The organism is Gemmatimonadales bacterium, assembly GCA_041390145.1.
In the GTDB taxonomy this organism is placed as follows: domain Bacteria; phylum Gemmatimonadota; class Gemmatimonadetes; order Gemmatimonadales; family GWC2-71-9; genus SPDF01.
Genome location: JAWKQM010000008.1, coordinates 101989 through 118121, shown reverse-complemented (window position 1 = coordinate 118121; position 16133 = coordinate 101989). Strand labels below are relative to the sequence as shown.

The window sequence follows — 16133 nt, the reverse complement described above, 5'->3', positions numbered from 1 at the left end:
GCTCAGATGTCCAGGTTCCAGCGTTTGATCTTGTTGATCAGCGTTGCGCGCGAAATGCCCAGCTCCAGGGCTGAGCGCGTGCGATTGCCTCCATGGTGCCGGAGGGTTCGCTCAATGTGCTGCCGCTCCAGCTCCTCGAGGGCCAGCGGGGTGTGCCGTCGGTCGCCCGGTCCCGGCCGGGCGCGGAATTCGCCTGGCAGGTGCTCGACGCCGATTCCCGCCTGTCCCCGGCCGAGGATCAGGGCACGCTCGAGCACGTTCCGCATCTCGCGCACGTTGCCGGGCCAGCCATAGCCCAGCAGCCGCTCGAGAGCCTCCGCGCCGATTTCCGGCGGACCATCGGGGAGCTCCGTGCGGAGGTCGTTGAAGATCCGCGTGATCAGCGCCAGGCGATCGTCCCGCGAGCGTTCCCGGACCGCCGGCAGCCGCACGGGCATCACGCTGAGGCGATAGTAGAGGTCCTCGCGGAACCGGCCCGCCTCCACTTCCGCCGACAGATCCTTGTTCGTGGCGGCGATCAACCGGACATCCACCGAGATTTCCCGCGTGCCGCCCAGCCGGCGGAAGGTCTTCGTCTCCAGCACCTTCAGCAGCTTGGGCTGGAGCTCCAGCGACAGGTCCCCGATTTCGTCGAGAAAGATCGTGCCGCGGTCGGCGATTTCGAAGAGCCCCTGCTTGCGGTCCTTCGCGTCGGTGAACGCCCCCTTCTCGTGCCCGAACAGTTCGGAGTCGAGGAAGGTGGCACTCAGGCCGGCGCAGTTGACCTCCACGAACGGCATCCGTGCCCGGGGGCCGAGGTTGTGGATCATCCGTGCGACCCACCCCTTGCCGCTGCCGCTCTCCCCAAGGAGGAGCACGGTGGTCCGCTCGCTCTGCGCGAGGAGCGAAATCTGGTGGGCGAAGGCCTTCATCGTGGCCGAGCCGCCGAGGGAGTCGAGCCCGTGCCCCGCGCCGCCATGGTTGACTAGCGCCTCGTTGACGCGGCGGAGCCGCGCCTTGTCCGCCACCCGCGCGGCCGCGGCCGACAGGTGCGTCATGTCCACCGGCTTGGACAGGAAGTTCTCGGCGCCGAGCTGCATGGCCCGCACCGCGGTGGGGACGTCGCTGTTGCCGGTCAGGAGAATGACGCCGGCGTCGCGTTCCCGGAGCTTCTCGAGCACCTCGAGGCCGTCCATCCCCGGGAGATGAAGGTCGAGCATCACGACGTCGGGGTGCAGGCGATCGAACGTGGCGAGCCCGGCCTCCCCGCTGAGTTCGCGGGTGACCTCCCAGCCGAGCTGCTCGAAGTAGTTGCCGATGGCGCGCAGCACGTCCGTGTCGTCATCGATCAGTAGTACGGAACCGATCATCGTCTCACCTCGCACCGCGGCCAGGATGCCGCGGGAGTTCGAACCAGAAGCGCGCCCCGCCTCCCGGACGGTTCTCGGCGCGGATGTCGCCGCCGTGGGCACGGATGATCCCGTGGGAAATCGAGAGCCCGAGCCCGGTGCCCTCCCCGGCCGGCTTGGTCGTGAAGAATGGTTCGAAGATACGCGCCATCACGTCCGGCGGAATACCCGGCCCGTCATCGAGGACCTCAAGCAGCAGGAGGGGGCCGTCGGCCCAGACGCGCACTGTCCCGCTCGCTCCCGTGGCGCGCATCGCGTGCGCCCCGTTGGACAGCAGGTTCAGCACCACCTGCCGGATCTGGTCGGGGTCGGCGTGGGCGGCGGGCAGGTCCGGCGCACACTCGAGTGCCCACCGGCCGATCCGTTCGCCATTGGTATCGATCACATCCCGGACCAGTGCGCCCAGGTCCACCTCAGCCCGGCGGAGTGGCCGCTGCCGGGCGAACGCCAGGAGGTCGGTCACGATCTGGGCCGCGCGCGTCGCCTCAACCCGGATGCTCTCTACCACCCGCTGGCTCCCGTCGTCGAGCGGCTCATCGAGAATGAGCGCCTGCGCCAGCGCGCTGATCCCGGCCAGGGGGTTGTTCAACTCGTGCGCCACGCCGCTCACCAGGCGCCCCAGCGCCGCCAGCTTTTCGGTATGCCCGAGTTGTTCCCGCAGCCGCTGTTCGTCGGTCACGTCGCGGGCGATGGCGAGCACCAGGGGCGCGCCGGCCTCCTCACCGGCCGCCGGCACCGCCACGACCTCCGCCTCCCGGACCGTCCCGTCGGGCCGCCGGAGGTGCATGACGAATTCCCGGGGCTCGCCCCCGCGCACCTTTGCCAGTTGCCTGTCAACGTACCCGGATTCCGCCGGCACCACGAAGTCCTCAAGGCGGGGCGCCTCGTCCTCGAACCCGCCGAGTGCCCGCGCCGCGGGATTGACCGAACGCAGGACCCCTGCCTCGTCCAGCGTGAAGATGGCGACCGGAACGGTGGCGAACAATGCCCGATACCGCATTTCGGAACGGCGGAGCTCGTCGGTCGCCACCCGCTCGCGGGTGACATCGCGCATCAGCGCCACCGACCCCCCTTCGCCTTCCGCGGTCCCCAGCGGCGCGAGCGAGACCGACAGCAACCGGGCCCCGCCGTCCGGCCGCACAATGCACGACTCGAACCGACGCGAGCCCGTTCCGCCCTGGGGCTCGCCCGGGATCAGCCCGGCCAGCAGGCGGCCCTTAAGCTCCTCGGCGGAACTCCCGAACAAGTCGGCCGCGGCGGCGTTGGCGAACCGCACGTTTCCCTGCCCGTCCGCAAGAACGATGGCGTCGTGGGCCGCTTCGACCACGAGGCGGAAGCGCTGCTCCAACCGCAGCACCTGGCTCACGTCATCCACCGCCACCACATGCCCCCCCTCGGGGAGTGGCGTGGCCGTCACCACCAGCGACCGGCCGTCCGCCGACTCCAGCAGGGTGGTCACCCCCGAGCCCGTCTTCGCCGAGAGCGCGACGGGATCTTCCCGCGCTTCGTCGCCCTCGACAAAGAGCCCGTGAAACGACCGCCCGACAATCTCCGTCACGGCCACACCGGCCAGGTCGGCGACAAACCGGTTGGCCCGCGCGATCTGGCCCTGTGCGTCGAGGATGGCGAGCCCGGTGGCGGCGGCGTCAAAGGCCGTCTCCCACTCTCGCCGGCTGCGGCTGACCAGGTCGAAGAGGCGGCTCTTGCCAATGGCCAGCGCCGCCTGGTCCGCAAACGCCACCGCCAGGCGGCGTTCCTCCGACAGGTATTCCCGGGGCCGATCGTGAAAGAAGGCCAGTACCCCGATCGTCTCGTCGGCAAAGACCAGTGGAAGGAAGGCCACCGACGCGTACCCCTCCGCCTGCACCGCCGCCGCCATGGGCGAGGCGAAGTCGCTCCGGGCGTGCTCCACAAAGACGGGCCGCCCGTCGAGGAGGGTCGACGCGGCCGGCAGGGCATGGAACTGCCGCTCGAGCGCCTGGGCATACTCCGCGGAGAGGTTGATGCGAGCGAGGCAGGACGCCGTCCGCGCTTTCCTGTCGAGGAGGAAGACGGCGGTGCGTTCCGCGTTGAAGACTCGCATCCCCTCTTCCACCAGGAAGTGCGTCGTGCGGTCGGCGTCTTCCACGCCGGTCAGCGCATGGGCCACCCGCCCAAGCGCGTCAATCTGGTCGAGGCGCGTCAGGAGTTCGCCCCGGAGCCGCAATCCGCTGATGGCCGCCGCAACCTGGTCGCCCACCGCCTGAAGCAGCAGAAGCGCATCGGGCGATGGGATGGACCATGCCCCGTCGGGTCCCGACACCGTGAGGACCCCCGTGACCACGGAACCGAACCGCATCGGGACCATCGCTCCGGGCCGGTGTGGGCGCGGCCGCCGCGGGTCCGGCGCCGCTTCCGGCTCACCTTCGAGGTCCTCGCTCGAGCGGAGCTCGCCGCTGCGGGAGACGGCCACCTGCGGATCACGCTCGCCGAGGACGTCGCCGACCCGGTAGAGGCGCGCCTCCCGCCCGAGGGCGCCGAGCACGACCAACCCCGGCAACTGCTCGCCCGGCCGTCCGGCGATCATCGCCCCGGCCGCCTGCCCGATGGTGAGCGCCGCCTGCAGCCCACGTTCGACCATCGCGTCGAGGGTGCCGAGGGTGGAGAGGTCGTGGGCCAGGGCGCGGAGCGCCTCGCTGCCGGCGATCGTGGCCACCGCCATGGCCTCCGCGGCCCGGGTGCTGTCGACGGTGCGCGTCGCCTGGATGGCGATGGCCGCGTGTGCCGCCACCGCGGCCACCACGTGGACGGCGTCGTCGTCGTACGCATCGGCGCGGTACGATTGCGTGGACAGCACCCCGATCACGCGGTCGCCCAGCATCATGGGGGCATGCACGGCCGATTGACTCGGCTCGGCGGATCCGAATGCATTGCCCCGCGTGGCTTCCATGGCCTCGGGGCGCCCGAGCGCAAGCACTCGCCGGTGACGCACCACCCAGCTGGTCGGCCCCCGGCCGAGGGGCGCCTCCGAGGGAGGCAGGCGCTCCCCGCGATCGGTGTGCGCCACGAATCGGAGGCGCTCGGCGGCAGGTTCGTAGAGCGCCACGTAGAACGCATCGCAGTCCACGAGGCTGGCGACCTGCTCCCGCAGCACCTCATAGAGGGCCTCCGGCGGCAGCAGGCGCGCCGTCGCCTCGGCGATGGCGGCCAGCACCTCGACCGGCAGCGATCCGCCGCGATAGGGGCGGCTCATGCGGGCGCCGGCACCATGACGCGAATCGCGCCGGGGACCACCGTCGCCGTGAACGGCGTCTGTCCGCCGAGGTCGCCGTCGAGTTCCACCGGGACCACCGCGTCGGTTTCGATGTGTATCTCGCGCCCCCGCACGTGGCCGACCCGGGACTCGGGTCCGTCGGCGCGGCGGAGGAAGTGCCAGATCGCCTGGACCCCATCCGCCAGCCCGTCCGCGCGCAGCACGACCACGTCCAGCAATCCGTCATCGGGACGGACGCCCTCACCAAAGCGGAGGATCGGCGGCAGCACCTCGGCACAGTTGGCCACCATCACGACCGCCGCATTCGCCTCGTACTCCACCCCATCCACCCGGATGTGATAGCAATGGCTCCGCATCTGGCTGATCAGCCGCAGCGAGGTTGCGATGTAGGCGCCCACGCCCCAGCGCTGTTTCAGCGCGCTGGAGGTCTCCGCCATGATCTGCGCATCGAATCCGGCCCCGCACGCCACCGCGAAGTAATGCGGGACGCCGGTGGCGTCGTCGAGGCGTCCGAGGTCGAGCTGCTTCGAGACGCCCCGGACCAGCACCTCGGCCGCCCGACCCGCCACGAACGGGATGCGGAGGTTACCCGCGAGGAGATTGCCGGTCCCACCGGGGATGAGCGCCAGGGCAACGTCGGACCCCACCAGCGACGAGGCGGCCTGCATCGTCGTGCCATCGCCGCCGAACACCGCCACCGCGTCCATGCCCGCCGCCACCGCTTCGGCGGCCAGACGGCGGGCGTCGCCCGTGCCCCCGGTTGCCACCACCTCGGCGTGCCACCCGCCACGTCGCAACACGTCGCGCACGTCGCGCACGGTCTTCGGCTTGGTCCGCGCGGCGGCGGGGTTGGTGATGACGAGGGCACGTGGCACGCTAGAACTCCTGCTCCCAGAGGACGTCGAGACCGGCCTGGTACCTGTCGTTGGTGGAGAGCGGCGCCGTCTGCTGGTCGGCGGTGCAGGACGCCGACGGCTCGAAGCTCGCGAGGAAGCGAAAGCCACGCGCAAAGCGATACTCGAAGCTCGCCCCGATGTTCTTGTAGCTGGTGGCGCCGCCGGTCGTGCAGATGCCGGCGCTGAACGTGAGGAACGTCTTGCGACCGATCTGCCACCCGGCGGCCAGCTGGGTGGCGGTCGAGGAGCCGTAGGCGCCCCCGGCCGTGCCAGGCCGCAGTTCAATGTAGTCCACCGGCACCCGCAGGTCGGTCACGAGCGCCCGCTGGAGTTCGCTCGTCACGGCGCTCGAGAGATAGGCCAGCCCCAGGTTCAGCGCCTGTTGCTGATCGCCGGGCGCGCCCCCGGTGGTCTGCAGCGTCGAGGCCGGCCGGCGGAACATCAGATAGGAAACCAGGTTCGTCTCGGAAATCGGCGGCAGGATCGTGGACGTCAACTCGAGCTTGGGCTCGAGCAGCGTCCCGGTGATGTTGGCGATGACGGGCACATCCTGGCTCCCGTCGAGGGGCCGCACGGTGTGCTCGGCCTTGATGTTGAGGTCGGCGTTCAGGTCCGGCGTGCCGAGGAAGCGCACCTGCCCCTGCTGCACCTTGAAGTCGCGCCGCACCGGCCCGATGACCAGCGTGTAGTTGCCCCGGAGCGCGTCCATCCGCCCGTCCACCCGGTACTCGCGGCGGAGCTTGTCCACCCGGACCTGGCCCCCGAGCTGGATGTTCGCCTCGTTGGAACGAAGCCAGAAGGCGTCGCCCACCCGGACGGTGAGGTTGTCCACCCGCAGCGAATCGATGAACCGGTTGCGGGTCGTGTATCCGCGCTGCAGCATCCGCTGGAACCGGGCGTCGAGCAGGTCACGGAACTCGGGATCGTCGAGGTCGACCACGTCCTTCGAGACGAGGTCGGCAAAGTACAGGGCGCCGCTGTTGGCGGTCACACCGCCCGTCAGCGTCGGTGAACTGAACGGGCCGGTCAGGCGCATCCGGCCCGAGCCATTGAGCGTCAGGAAGCCGCGGATGTCGGTCGCCAGGAAATCGGCCGCCAGCAAACGAATGTCGAGGACCGGGTTTGTCAGCGGCCGGAAGCGAACGCTGCCGCTGGCACGCAGCGACCCGTCGTTGGGAGCGCTGCGGAGCAGGAGGGAGTCAAGGGCGAGCGAGTCGCCCATGAACCGGGCGTACCCCACGATGCTCGAGTATCGCACACCCAGGCTGGGCACCGAGCCGCGCCCGTTCCGGATATCGAGGAACCCGTCCAGGGTCGGCGCCTCCCAGGTGCCCGCCACCCGGACGTCGGCGCTCATCACTCCCGACATGCTGCGGACACGGGTCGTAAACGCCTCGAGCGTCCCGAGGTCGAGGCTGTCGGCGCGCGCACGAATCATCAGCGGGCCGTCGATCTGACGCCGCGGGACGGCGGCCAGCGCCAGGTCGAGGGGCAGCGCCACCTCGATGCCAAGGATCCGCTGGCCGGTCTTCCAGATGGAGAGGTTCCCCTCGAGACGACGATTCTCGTAGTGCAGGATTCCCTGGATGAAGGGAGAGCGGAAGTCGCCGAACACCGCATCACCAAGGGACGCGGTCCCCTGGATGACTGGCGAGAGGCGCGTGCCTGCCACTTCAAGGTCGGCGCCGATGGAGCCGGACACGCCGGTGGTGTCGCCCCGGAAGAGTCCCGAGACATCGCGAAGATCCAGACCGTACGCGTCGAGACGGAGGTTGCCCGGCAGGTCGCCGGGGATAGTCCCGGACATGTTGATCGCGCCGGAACCGTCCGCCGTCTCGAGCCGGACCGGCGACAACGACTGCCCAGAGTCGGTCGAGCGCACCACCACCGGGGCGAGCAAGTTCCAGCGATGGCCGGTCAGCGCCATCGACATCGAGTCAATCGTCGTGATCCGCGTGTCGCCCGTGGCGACATGACTTCCGCGCGCGCCGACCGCCGCCCCTTCGCCCCCCTCGAACGACCCCGACCATTCCAGGGAGTCGGTCCAGCCGACGGTTCCGATCCGCACGTTGCTCGTCACCAGCCGTCCGAACGAGATGGTGTCGGCCAGCATGGTGAAGCTCAGCGAGGTGCGCGCGCCGCCCATCCAGCCGAACGTGGCGGAAAGCGAGTGGAGCCGCCCGCCGCGAAAGGTGAGATCGGAGGCGTCGGCAAATCCGGACGCCGTGAGCGAGTCGAGCGACCCTGAGAGGGAAAAGTCCAGCCGACCGCGACCGGCGAGCTCGGCTCCGGCAGAATCCGGCCCCAGTCCCAGTTTCGCCACGAGCAGGGAGTCGAGGCCCTGCAGGCTGTCGAGCTGTACCGTCAGCTCCATCTGCCCTTCATGCGGCGCCGTCCATCCGAGCGAGCCCCCGGCCCCCAGCTGGCCACCGCGCCAGTCGACACCAAGGGTGTCGACGACGAGGACGCTGTCGCGCACCGCGATCCGCGCCATCGCAGTGTCGATCCGGAACGCGTCGAACCGACCCGGCCCGATTGCCCCGGCAATTGAGCCTTCGGGCGCCACCAGCGTGTCGATCGTACCGGTGATCAACACGCCACCGGTGAGGTCGGAAGTCGGACCGGTGCCCCGGAGCGCGTGCAGGTCGAGGTGGCGGAAGTCGATCTGGAGCGAGTCGCCACCCCAGCGGGGAGGCGTCACGGTCGCCGGCCCCACCACCCGGAAGTCGCCGATCTCGCCGCGGACGCTGGCATCGAGGTCCATCCGCTCCATGGTCCCTGCCAGGCGCACCTGCCCGGTGATCGAGCCCAGGCTGGGCAACGTCGGATAGCCGGCACGAATCCCTTCGAACGACAGGGTGTCGAGCCGCAGATCGCCGTCGAACGCGGTGACCAGTGTGCGCGTATCGAGGCGGACCCACCCGTCGACGACGCTCACGGGGCGTTCCCCGTCCCGGTGCCGCATCCCGCCGGTGAAGAGCACGTTCCTCCACGGGCCGTCGAGGGTACCGGCGAGCTGGGCGCGCCCCTCCAGCGTGACGGTGGGCGTCATGAGCTGCACCGTCCGCAGGTCGACGTCGGAGGACGCGAGGGCAAAGTTCCGGAAGGTCAGCCCGTCGGCGTTCCCGGTGAGGATGCGGCCCTCTCCCTCGAAGCTGCTCGTTGCGCCGCCGGGCACGCCGATGTCCGTGACCTGCACGTCGAGCGACAGCTGGAGGTTGGACAGCAAACCGGTGCCGGCCACCCGCCCCGAGATGCTGCCGCGGAGCGGCAGGGTGTCGAGGTAGGGCCGCGCGGCCTCTAGGTCGAGGCGCTCGATCGTGAGGTCCATCCCCCGGACGCCGAGGCCCCGCCGCACGTCCGTGAGCACAACCAGCTGTCCGTCAATGCGGGTGGTGTCGTTCTCGAGGTGGAGGTTCGTCAGGTCGAAGCTGGCCCGATCCGCGTCCTGCGACTTGCCAACCACGTCGGCCCGGCCATGCAGCGCGGGGAAGTCGGGGGAAATCCAGCGCAGGTCCACGAGGTCGAGCGCACTGAATCGCATGCCAAAATCGAGCAGCAGCGGTCCCTCGGGAAAGGTCACCACGCCGGCGCCCTGAAAACGGGAGCCTGGCAGGGCACCCCGCGTGATTTCGAAGATGAGGCTGTCCCGGTGCACCCGGGCTTGGCCGCGCACCTGCTGGACCCGGACCCGGGGATCGCTGACCCGCGCGCCGAGGGTGTCGATGACCATCGAGAGGGGATCACGATTCGGGGTGCTGACGGTGAGGCGCGCGAGCCTGAGGTCGAGGCTGTCGAGCCGTCGGACCTGTTCGAGCCCTTCGTCTCCCTCCACGATGACTCGCCCAGGGAACGCGCGCTCCGCCGCGAGGACCGAGTCTCGCGCGCTGGCGCGGATTCGACCCGGGGGATTCCAGGGCAGTCGCAGGGTGAGGGTGCCGCCATGGATCTCGAGGTTGTGAAACTCGATCAGCGGGGGTTGGCCGGTGCCGGCTCCCTCGCCGAGGTGCAGCACTTCCTCGTAGTTCATCCGGCCATTGCGACGGCGGACCAGGTCGATGACGGGCGATTCGGCGCGCAGCGAGGAGAAGTCGAACCGCCCGGCCAGGAGGTTCGGGAGCTGGTAGCTGATATCCAGCCGAGGGAATTGCGCGACCACCGCGCCGCTGCTGTCCGTGAGGACCACCCCGCGCAGCGAGAGCCGGGTCAGGAAGTTGCCCGACACCTCGCCGATAGTGAGGTGGCCGCGAAAGATCCGGTCCGACAGGTCAGTGACCGTCCGCGCGAGCAGCCGGCGGCCCGGGGGTGCCACCGTCAGTGCGGCGAGCAGGCCTACCACGAGCGCGACCGTCCCGACCCCGGTCACGAACACGATGTGGGCGAGCCGGCGACGCATCAGAACGGCTGCCCGACGGCAAAGTGGAACACGAACCGATCCGGATTTCCCGAGGGCGTGTAGCTGTCGCGGATCCGGACCACCGCATCGTTCTGGCTCAGGTAGAGCGCGCCCGGCTGCTGGGAGTATCCATTGTACCCGACGTCGAGCCGGACCGGCCCGAGGGGAGTGACGAGCCGGATCCCAACGCCGGGCGTGACGCGAACCTCCGGGGTGTTCTGGTACCGATCCCAGAGCACCCCGGCGTCGACGAACATCACCCACCGGAACACCCGGCCCAAGATCGGGGAGGGGAGCCGCAGTTCGACGTTCCCGACCCCAAGCATGTTGCCGCCGATCGGCGAGTAGCTGACCTGGCCGTCAGGGATCGGCGTATTGCCGGGGTTGGTGGTGTCGATCGTCGCAGAGTCGTTGACGATCAGGTAGTTGATCGGTCCGAGTCCGTTGAGCTGGTACCCGCGGACGTCGTTGGGTCCGCCGGCATAGAACCGGTTGGCCGGCGGGATGTAGTTGGACTGCTCCACCCCGCTCAACGAGGTGAGGGGCGCCCACATGGCGCCGGCGCGCAGCCGGAAACTCAGCACCGCCTGCCGCGACAGCGTCCGGTACCAGGCGCGATTGGCCACCAGCTGGACAAACTGCTGCGATTCACTGGATCCGAGGAGCTGGGCGCTCACCGTCGCCTGGACGGTGGTGCGATGGCCGCGAGTCGGGTTGATGGGATTGTTGACCGACGGGAAGGTGGCCGACGCGCTCAGCGCGCCGAGCCCCTGGTTCGAGCTCAGTTGCGCGATGTCCTCGGCGCTGCAGACCAGGAGCGACACGCAGAAGCTCGCGGGGCTCGCCTGGGTATTGCCGTAGGTGAAGGAATAGGTCAGCGAAAGCTTCGCCTCGCGGAGGGTCTCGCGGTTGAGGCTCACCCCCGCACCCACCTCCTGTCGCAGGTACACCAGGTAGTCGGAGCGCCGGTCGGCAAAGACCGTGGTCGAGAGCGTGTTGTGCGGCGACAGGAACGCCGGCCGTCGGAGGGAGGCGGCCAGGCTGTAGTTCACCTGGCTGGAGCCGAGGGTGTCGGGCTTCAGCTGGGAGCACAGGAACCCGTCCTGCATGCCCCAGTCCGTCGGTGAGCCGACGCCGATTTTTGAGAGCCGTCCGCTGAGGTCCAGCACCCGGCCGCCGCCCAGGAAATTCCGGAAGGTAATGCCGGCGCCGACACGGAAGCAGTCATCCGTGGCGTAGCCGACACTCCCCCGCGCCCGCCGCGGCTTGCTCTCCGCCACCCGTACGGTGAGCGGGACCGAATCCGAGGCCGGGTCGTAGGCCGCACTGTCGATCCCCACGGCGGCGAAGCTGAAGAGCTCGGAGCGGTAGAGGTTGCGCTGGCTCCGATACAGATCCTCCTGCGAAAACTGCTGGTCGGGACGGGTGGCGAGGAGCGAGCGCACGACGTCCGGCGACACCCGCTTCGTGCCTGTGATGGCGATGCTGCTGACGTCGGAGAGCGGCCCGGTCTGGAGGTCGATCGCCGCGTTGGCGCTCAGGTCGGTCTTGTCGCGCTCGAAGCTCTGGAAGGCGATCGCATCGGGGTAGCCCCGGTCCCGCAGCCGGCGCACGAGGGTGTCGGACGTCGCATCGAGGAGGATGCGACTGAAGGGATCGCCCGCGCGCAGCGGGAGATCACGAACGATGAGCGCCGGCTTGGCGACGGAGTCCAGACCGAGGACCCCGAGCGAATCGAGAATGACCGGCGGCCCCTCGTCGATGAGGAAGGTGATGTAGATGTCCTTGTCGGTCCGGCGCACCGCGGTGTCCACCACGGCGTTCATGTACCCGCTCTTCCGGTACAGCAGCGTGATCCGAAGGACGTCGCGGTCGAACTCGACCTGGTCGAAGGTCCGCTTTTCCCCGAGGCCGATCCAGCGCACGAGTCCCGAACGCGCAAACCAGGAAGAGTTCGTCGTCGAGATGGCGGCCGAAAGTTGCAAGGCGTCCAGCGCGTGATTGCCCTTGAAGGACAGCTCGCGCACGATCAACGGCTCGTCTTGCGCGCGGAGTGGCGCGACGGCGAAAAGGGTGGCAACCACCACGAGGAGCGCGCCTCGCGGCACGCTCACGCGGCGTCCCCCTCTGAGACGGGGGCGCTCATGATTGACGGCATGCTGTAAGATGCCTAGTTTCTTCACCTTACGCCACAGCGGAGGAGCCCCCCGCTCCCCCCTCCTTCCGGTGCGCGGACCACCCGTCTCCAACCCGGCCTGGCCACCTGCCAATGACGCGCTTGCTGCTCGCCGCCGTGCTGGTCCTGACCGCCTGTGGCGGTGAGGGGGGACCCCGTTCGATTACCTACTATTTCACCGCCGACCCCCGGTCGCTGGACCCCGCCTTTTCGACCGATGTGCCAAGCGGCGAAATGATCGCGATGCTCTTCGACAACGTGACCCAGTTTAACGCCGCCGGGCGGCTGGTCCCCGGTATTGCGGCCCGCTGGGAGGCGGACTCCAGCGGCGCGGTGTACACCTTCCACCTGCGGACGGACGCGGTCTTTCACGACGGGACGCCGATCTCCGCGCAGACGGTCCGGGCCTCGTTCCGGCGCGTGCTCTCCCTGGCGTCCAAGGGCGCCCGCACCTGGACCCTCACGCCGATCAAGGGCGCGGCGGCCTTCGCGGCCGGCGCCACCGCCGACATCGAGGGGATCGCGGTCCCGGACGATTCCACCCTCGTGATCACCCTCGAGGAACCGCTGAACGTCTTCCCGAAGCTGCTGGCCATGCCCGCCTCCGCCATCGTGCCGGAATCGATCGGGCCCGACTTCAGCGAGCGCCCCGTCGGGAGCGGGCCGTGGCGCTTTGTCGAGTGGTCGCACGACGACGCCCTGCTCCTCTCCGCCAACGAGGAGTATTGGGGAGGGCGGCCCCGCTCCGACACGCTCCGGGTCCGCATCATCCCTGAGCCGCTTACGCAGGCGGCGGAGTTCGAGTTCGGGCAGCTGGCGGTGGTGGAGGTGCCCTTCAGCGAGACGGCACGATGGGAACGGGAACACAGCGCGGAGCTGCAGCGGCGCCCGGCCCTGCGGGCGCTGTACGTGGCCATCAACACCCAGCGCGGCCCCCTGCAGGATGTCCGGGTGCGGCGGGCGCTGAACCTGGGCGTGGACGCCGGCACCATGCTCCGGACCATCATGGCGGGGCGCGGGGTCCGGGCCGCCGGGGCGATTCCGCCGGGGCTCGAAGGCTACGACAGCACCCGCCCCCCCTATGCCTACGACCCCGCCGCGGCGCGCGCACTCCTCGCCGACGCGGGCTACCCCGACGGCATTACCCTGAAGCTCTGGCGCACGCAGCGCTCCGAGCTCGCGCGCATCGCGCAGGCCATCCAGCAGAGTCTGGCCCTGGCGGGAGTGACGATCGAGATCGTCGAACGTGACGCGTCGAGCGCCCGCGCCGCCTCGTCCAAGGGCGAGGCCGACCTCTTCCTCACCGACTGGTACGCCGACTACCCCGACCCGGAAAGCTTCAACTACCCGACGTTTTATTCGAAGAACGCCGGCAGCGGCGGCAACCGGGCATTCTACGCCGACCCGACGACCGACCGGATGATCATGCTGGCGCGAAGCACTCCCGACCTGGAGCTGAAGGACAGCCTCAGCCGAGCCATCGACCAGCGGATCTTCGAGGCCGCGCCCTGGATCTTTCTCTGGTTCCCGGTTGACCTCTGGGCCGAGCGCGCCGACGTGACCGGCTGGGAAATTCCGGCGATCTTCAATGGGCAGCGCTGGCGGAACGTGGAGCGCGTCCAGTGACCCGGTTCCTGGTCTGGCGCCTGCTCGTCGTGCTGCCGACGCTCTTCGGCGTGCTGGTGGTGGCTTTCCTCCTCCTCCACGTGGCCCCGGGCGACCCGGTGCAGGCGATGGTGGGGGAACGCGCCGATTCCGCCACGATGGTGCGCCTCCGCGCCGAGCTGCACCTCGACGAGCCGCTGCCGAAGCGGTTCGTCCTCTACACTGCCGGCATCCTCAAGGGCGACCTCGGCAAGAGTTACATCACCGGCCGGCCGATTCTCGGCGAACTGCTGCACCGCTTCCCGTACACCCTGCGCCTCGCCCTCGCCGCCATGCTCTTTGCCGTGACCACCGGCCTGATCGTCGGGATCTTCGGTGCCTGGCGCCCCGGCAGCTGGTTCGACCGGATCATGACCCTCGGCGCCTACCTCGGCGTCTCCTTCCCGGTGTACTGGGTCGGCCTGCTCCTGATCCTGATCTTTGCGGTGCAACTCCACTGGCTCCCGCCCTCGGGGTCCGGCGGCCTCGCGTTCCTGGTCCTCCCCGCCCTCACGCTGGGCATGCGGTCGGTGGCGGTCATCGCGCGCATGACGCGCGCCGCCATGCAGGAGGTGCTGCAGGCGGACTACATCCGTTCGGCGCGGGCCATCGGCCTGGGAGAGTCGCGCGTCGTACTCCGCCACGGGCTCCGGAACGCGCTGCTCCCGGTCATCACCGTCATCGGCCTCGATTTCGGCAGCTACCTGACTGGCTCTATCTTGACGGAGACCATTTTCTCGTGGCCGGGGGTGGGACGGTATGTCCTCACCGCCATCAGCAAGCGGGATCTCCCCGCGGTGCAGGGCAGCATCCTGTTTCTCAGTGTCGTGTTCGTCCTCGTCAACCTCATCACCGACCTCGTCTATGCCAAAGCCGACCCCAGGATCTCCTATGACTGAAGTCTTTCGGCGTGTTTGCGTGCTCGTGGCGTTGGCCGCCCTCATCGCGGCGGGCCCCGCCGGGGCACAGTCGCTCTCGAAGCGTATTAACACCCGCCTCGCAGCGCCTCCGCTTGACCACAATCTCTGGGGCGTGATCCTGGTGGGTGCCAACGGCAAGGTGATGTACGGCCAGAACGCGGACCGGATGTTCATCCCGGCCAGCAATACCAAGCTCGTGGTGAGTTCGGTGGCGGCAGCGCTCCTTCCTCCCGACTGGACGGTCAACACGAGTGTCTATGCCGACGGCTCGATCCGCGACGGCGTCGTCGAGGGCGACCTGATCCTCTACGGGCGCGGCGACCCGACGATGAGCTCCCGCTGTTACGCCGTGGACACCACCGCGCCGGGCGCCTGCGACACCGACTCGTTTCTCCGCCTCCGCGACCTGGCGGGCCAGCTGCGGGCCCGGGGCATCACCACGGTGCAGGGCGACCTCGTCGGCGACGGGAGCTGGTTCGACGACGAGATGGTCAACGGCGACTGGGAGATCTACGACCTCAACTGGTGGTACGCCGCCCCCGTGTCCGGCCTGGGGTTCAACGACAACAGCATTGACTTCACCTACGCCCCGGGCCCGTCCGTCGGTGGGCCGGCCACCATCTCCTTCACGCCGGACTTCGGCACCGTCGCGTTCGAGAACCGGACACGCACGGTGCCGGCGGGCCAGCCGACCACCATCGACTTCTTCCGTGAACCCGGCACCATGCACGTCTGGGCCGAGGGCGACGTCGCGCTCAGCTCCCGCGGCGGCAAGGAATACTTCGCCCTCCCCGACCCCGACCTGTACACGGCGTGGGCGTTCCGCGCGGTACTGGCGGACAGCGGCATCGCCGTCCTGGGGACCACGCGCTCCACGCGGGATTCCACCGAGTTCCGGCCCGCACGACAGGGCGCCGCGCTCGCCGAGGCCGCGTCGCGGCCGCTCAAGGACTGGATCTTTCCGATCCTGAACACCAGCCAGAACTGGTACGCCGAGATGCTGCTCAAGCAGCTCGGACGTCAGTTCGGAGACGGCGGGTCGTGGAAGGGGGGACTGGAGGTCGAACGGCGGTTCCTGATCGACTCGATGCACGTGGATTCGCTGCAGTTTTCGCTCAGGGACGGCTCCGGCCTCTCCAGCTCGAACCTGGTGTCGCCGCGCGCCTTCGCGACGCTGCTCGCCTGGATGCGCGCGCATCCGCGATTCGCGTCGTTTGCGGCGGGGCTCCCCCAGTCCGGTCAGCGCGGCTCGCTCAAGTCACGGTTCATCGGCACCCCGCTCGAAGGCCAGGTGCACGCGAAGACCGGCAGCATCAGCCGGGTGAACACGCTGTCGGGATACATCGAGCAGCCGGGGCGCACCCTGATATTCTCGGTGGAAACGAACAACCACACGTTGGGCAGTCGAGTGATGATCCCGCAGATCGACAGCCTCGTGGTGCAGATGGGGAAGAAGTAGC

General features: G+C 69.2%; 8 protein-coding genes. 3 read left to right on the top strand and 5 right to left on the bottom strand.

Going from position 1 to position 16133, the window contains the following annotated elements; genetic code table 11:
• Positions 1-2 precede the first annotated feature (2 nt).
• Genes R2910_08835 through R2910_08815 form a run of 5 tightly spaced genes read right to left on the bottom strand, consistent with a single transcriptional unit; the run spans position 3 to position 12047 of the window.
• Positions 3-1349 carry a sigma-54 dependent transcriptional regulator gene (locus tag R2910_08835; GenBank protein ID MEZ4413073.1) on the bottom strand — a complete coding sequence of 449 codons (1347 nt, stop codon included), beginning with the start codon at positions 1347-1349 and terminating at the stop codon, positions 3-5.
• 4 nt (positions 1350-1353) lie between these two features.
• A complete protein-coding gene (locus R2910_08830) occupies positions 1354-4620 on the bottom strand; it encodes a PAS domain S-box protein (protein MEZ4413072.1) in 3267 nt (1088 codons plus the stop codon).
• The gene (locus R2910_08825) at positions 4617-5516 is read right to left on the bottom strand and encodes a diacylglycerol kinase family lipid kinase (protein MEZ4413071.1); all 900 of its coding nucleotides are present in this window, start codon (positions 5514-5516) and stop codon (positions 4617-4619) included. The genes R2910_08830 and R2910_08825 overlap by 4 nt, the downstream gene beginning before the upstream one ends.
• Before the next feature lies 1 nt (position 5517).
• Positions 5518-9933: a translocation/assembly module TamB domain-containing protein gene (locus R2910_08820; GenBank protein MEZ4413070.1), complete on the bottom strand. Its 4416-nt coding sequence runs from the start codon at positions 9931-9933 to the stop codon at positions 5518-5520.
• The gene (locus tag R2910_08815; GenBank protein ID MEZ4413069.1) at positions 9933-12047 is read right to left on the bottom strand and encodes a BamA/TamA family outer membrane protein; all 2115 of its coding nucleotides are present in this window, start codon (positions 12045-12047) and stop codon (positions 9933-9935) included. Before R2910_08815 ends, R2910_08820 begins: the two co-directional genes overlap by 1 nt.
• Positions 12048-12202: 155 nt before the next feature.
• Here R2910_08815 and R2910_08810 point away from each other — a divergent pair, with 155 nt between their 5' ends.
• The 3 genes from R2910_08810 to dacB are packed head-to-tail and all read left to right on the top strand — an operon-like array spanning position 12203 to position 16132.
• Complete coding sequence (locus tag R2910_08810) at positions 12203-13735, top strand: ABC transporter substrate-binding protein (GenBank protein MEZ4413068.1); 1533 nt, start codon at positions 12203-12205, stop codon at positions 13733-13735.
• Complete coding sequence (locus R2910_08805) at positions 13732-14652, top strand: ABC transporter permease (GenBank protein MEZ4413067.1); 921 nt, start codon at positions 13732-13734, stop codon at positions 14650-14652. Before R2910_08810 ends, R2910_08805 begins: the two co-directional genes overlap by 4 nt.
• Positions 14645-16132 (top strand): D-alanyl-D-alanine carboxypeptidase/D-alanyl-D-alanine-endopeptidase, encoded by a 1488-nt coding sequence (gene dacB / locus R2910_08800; GenBank protein ID MEZ4413066.1) that lies wholly within the window; start codon positions 14645-14647, stop codon positions 16130-16132. Before R2910_08805 ends, dacB begins: the two co-directional genes overlap by 8 nt.
• Position 16133: the final 1 nt, after the last annotated feature.

Coding starts and splice junctions, on each gene's coding strand:
- R2910_08820 (MEZ4413070.1), bottom strand. CDS start 9,933: ATGCGTCGCCGGCTCGCCCACATCGTGTTCGTGACCGGGGTCGGGACG.
- R2910_08835 (MEZ4413073.1), bottom strand. CDS start 1,349: ATGATCGGTTCCGTACTACTGATCGATGACGACACGGACGTGCTGCGC.
- R2910_08810 (MEZ4413068.1), top strand. CDS start 12,203: ATGACGCGCTTGCTGCTCGCCGCCGTGCTGGTCCTGACCGCCTGTGGC.
- R2910_08830 (MEZ4413072.1), bottom strand. CDS start 4,620: ATGAGCCGCCCCTATCGCGGCGGATCGCTGCCGGTCGAGGTGCTGGCC.
- dacB (MEZ4413066.1), top strand. CDS start 14,645: ATGACTGAAGTCTTTCGGCGTGTTTGCGTGCTCGTGGCGTTGGCCGCC.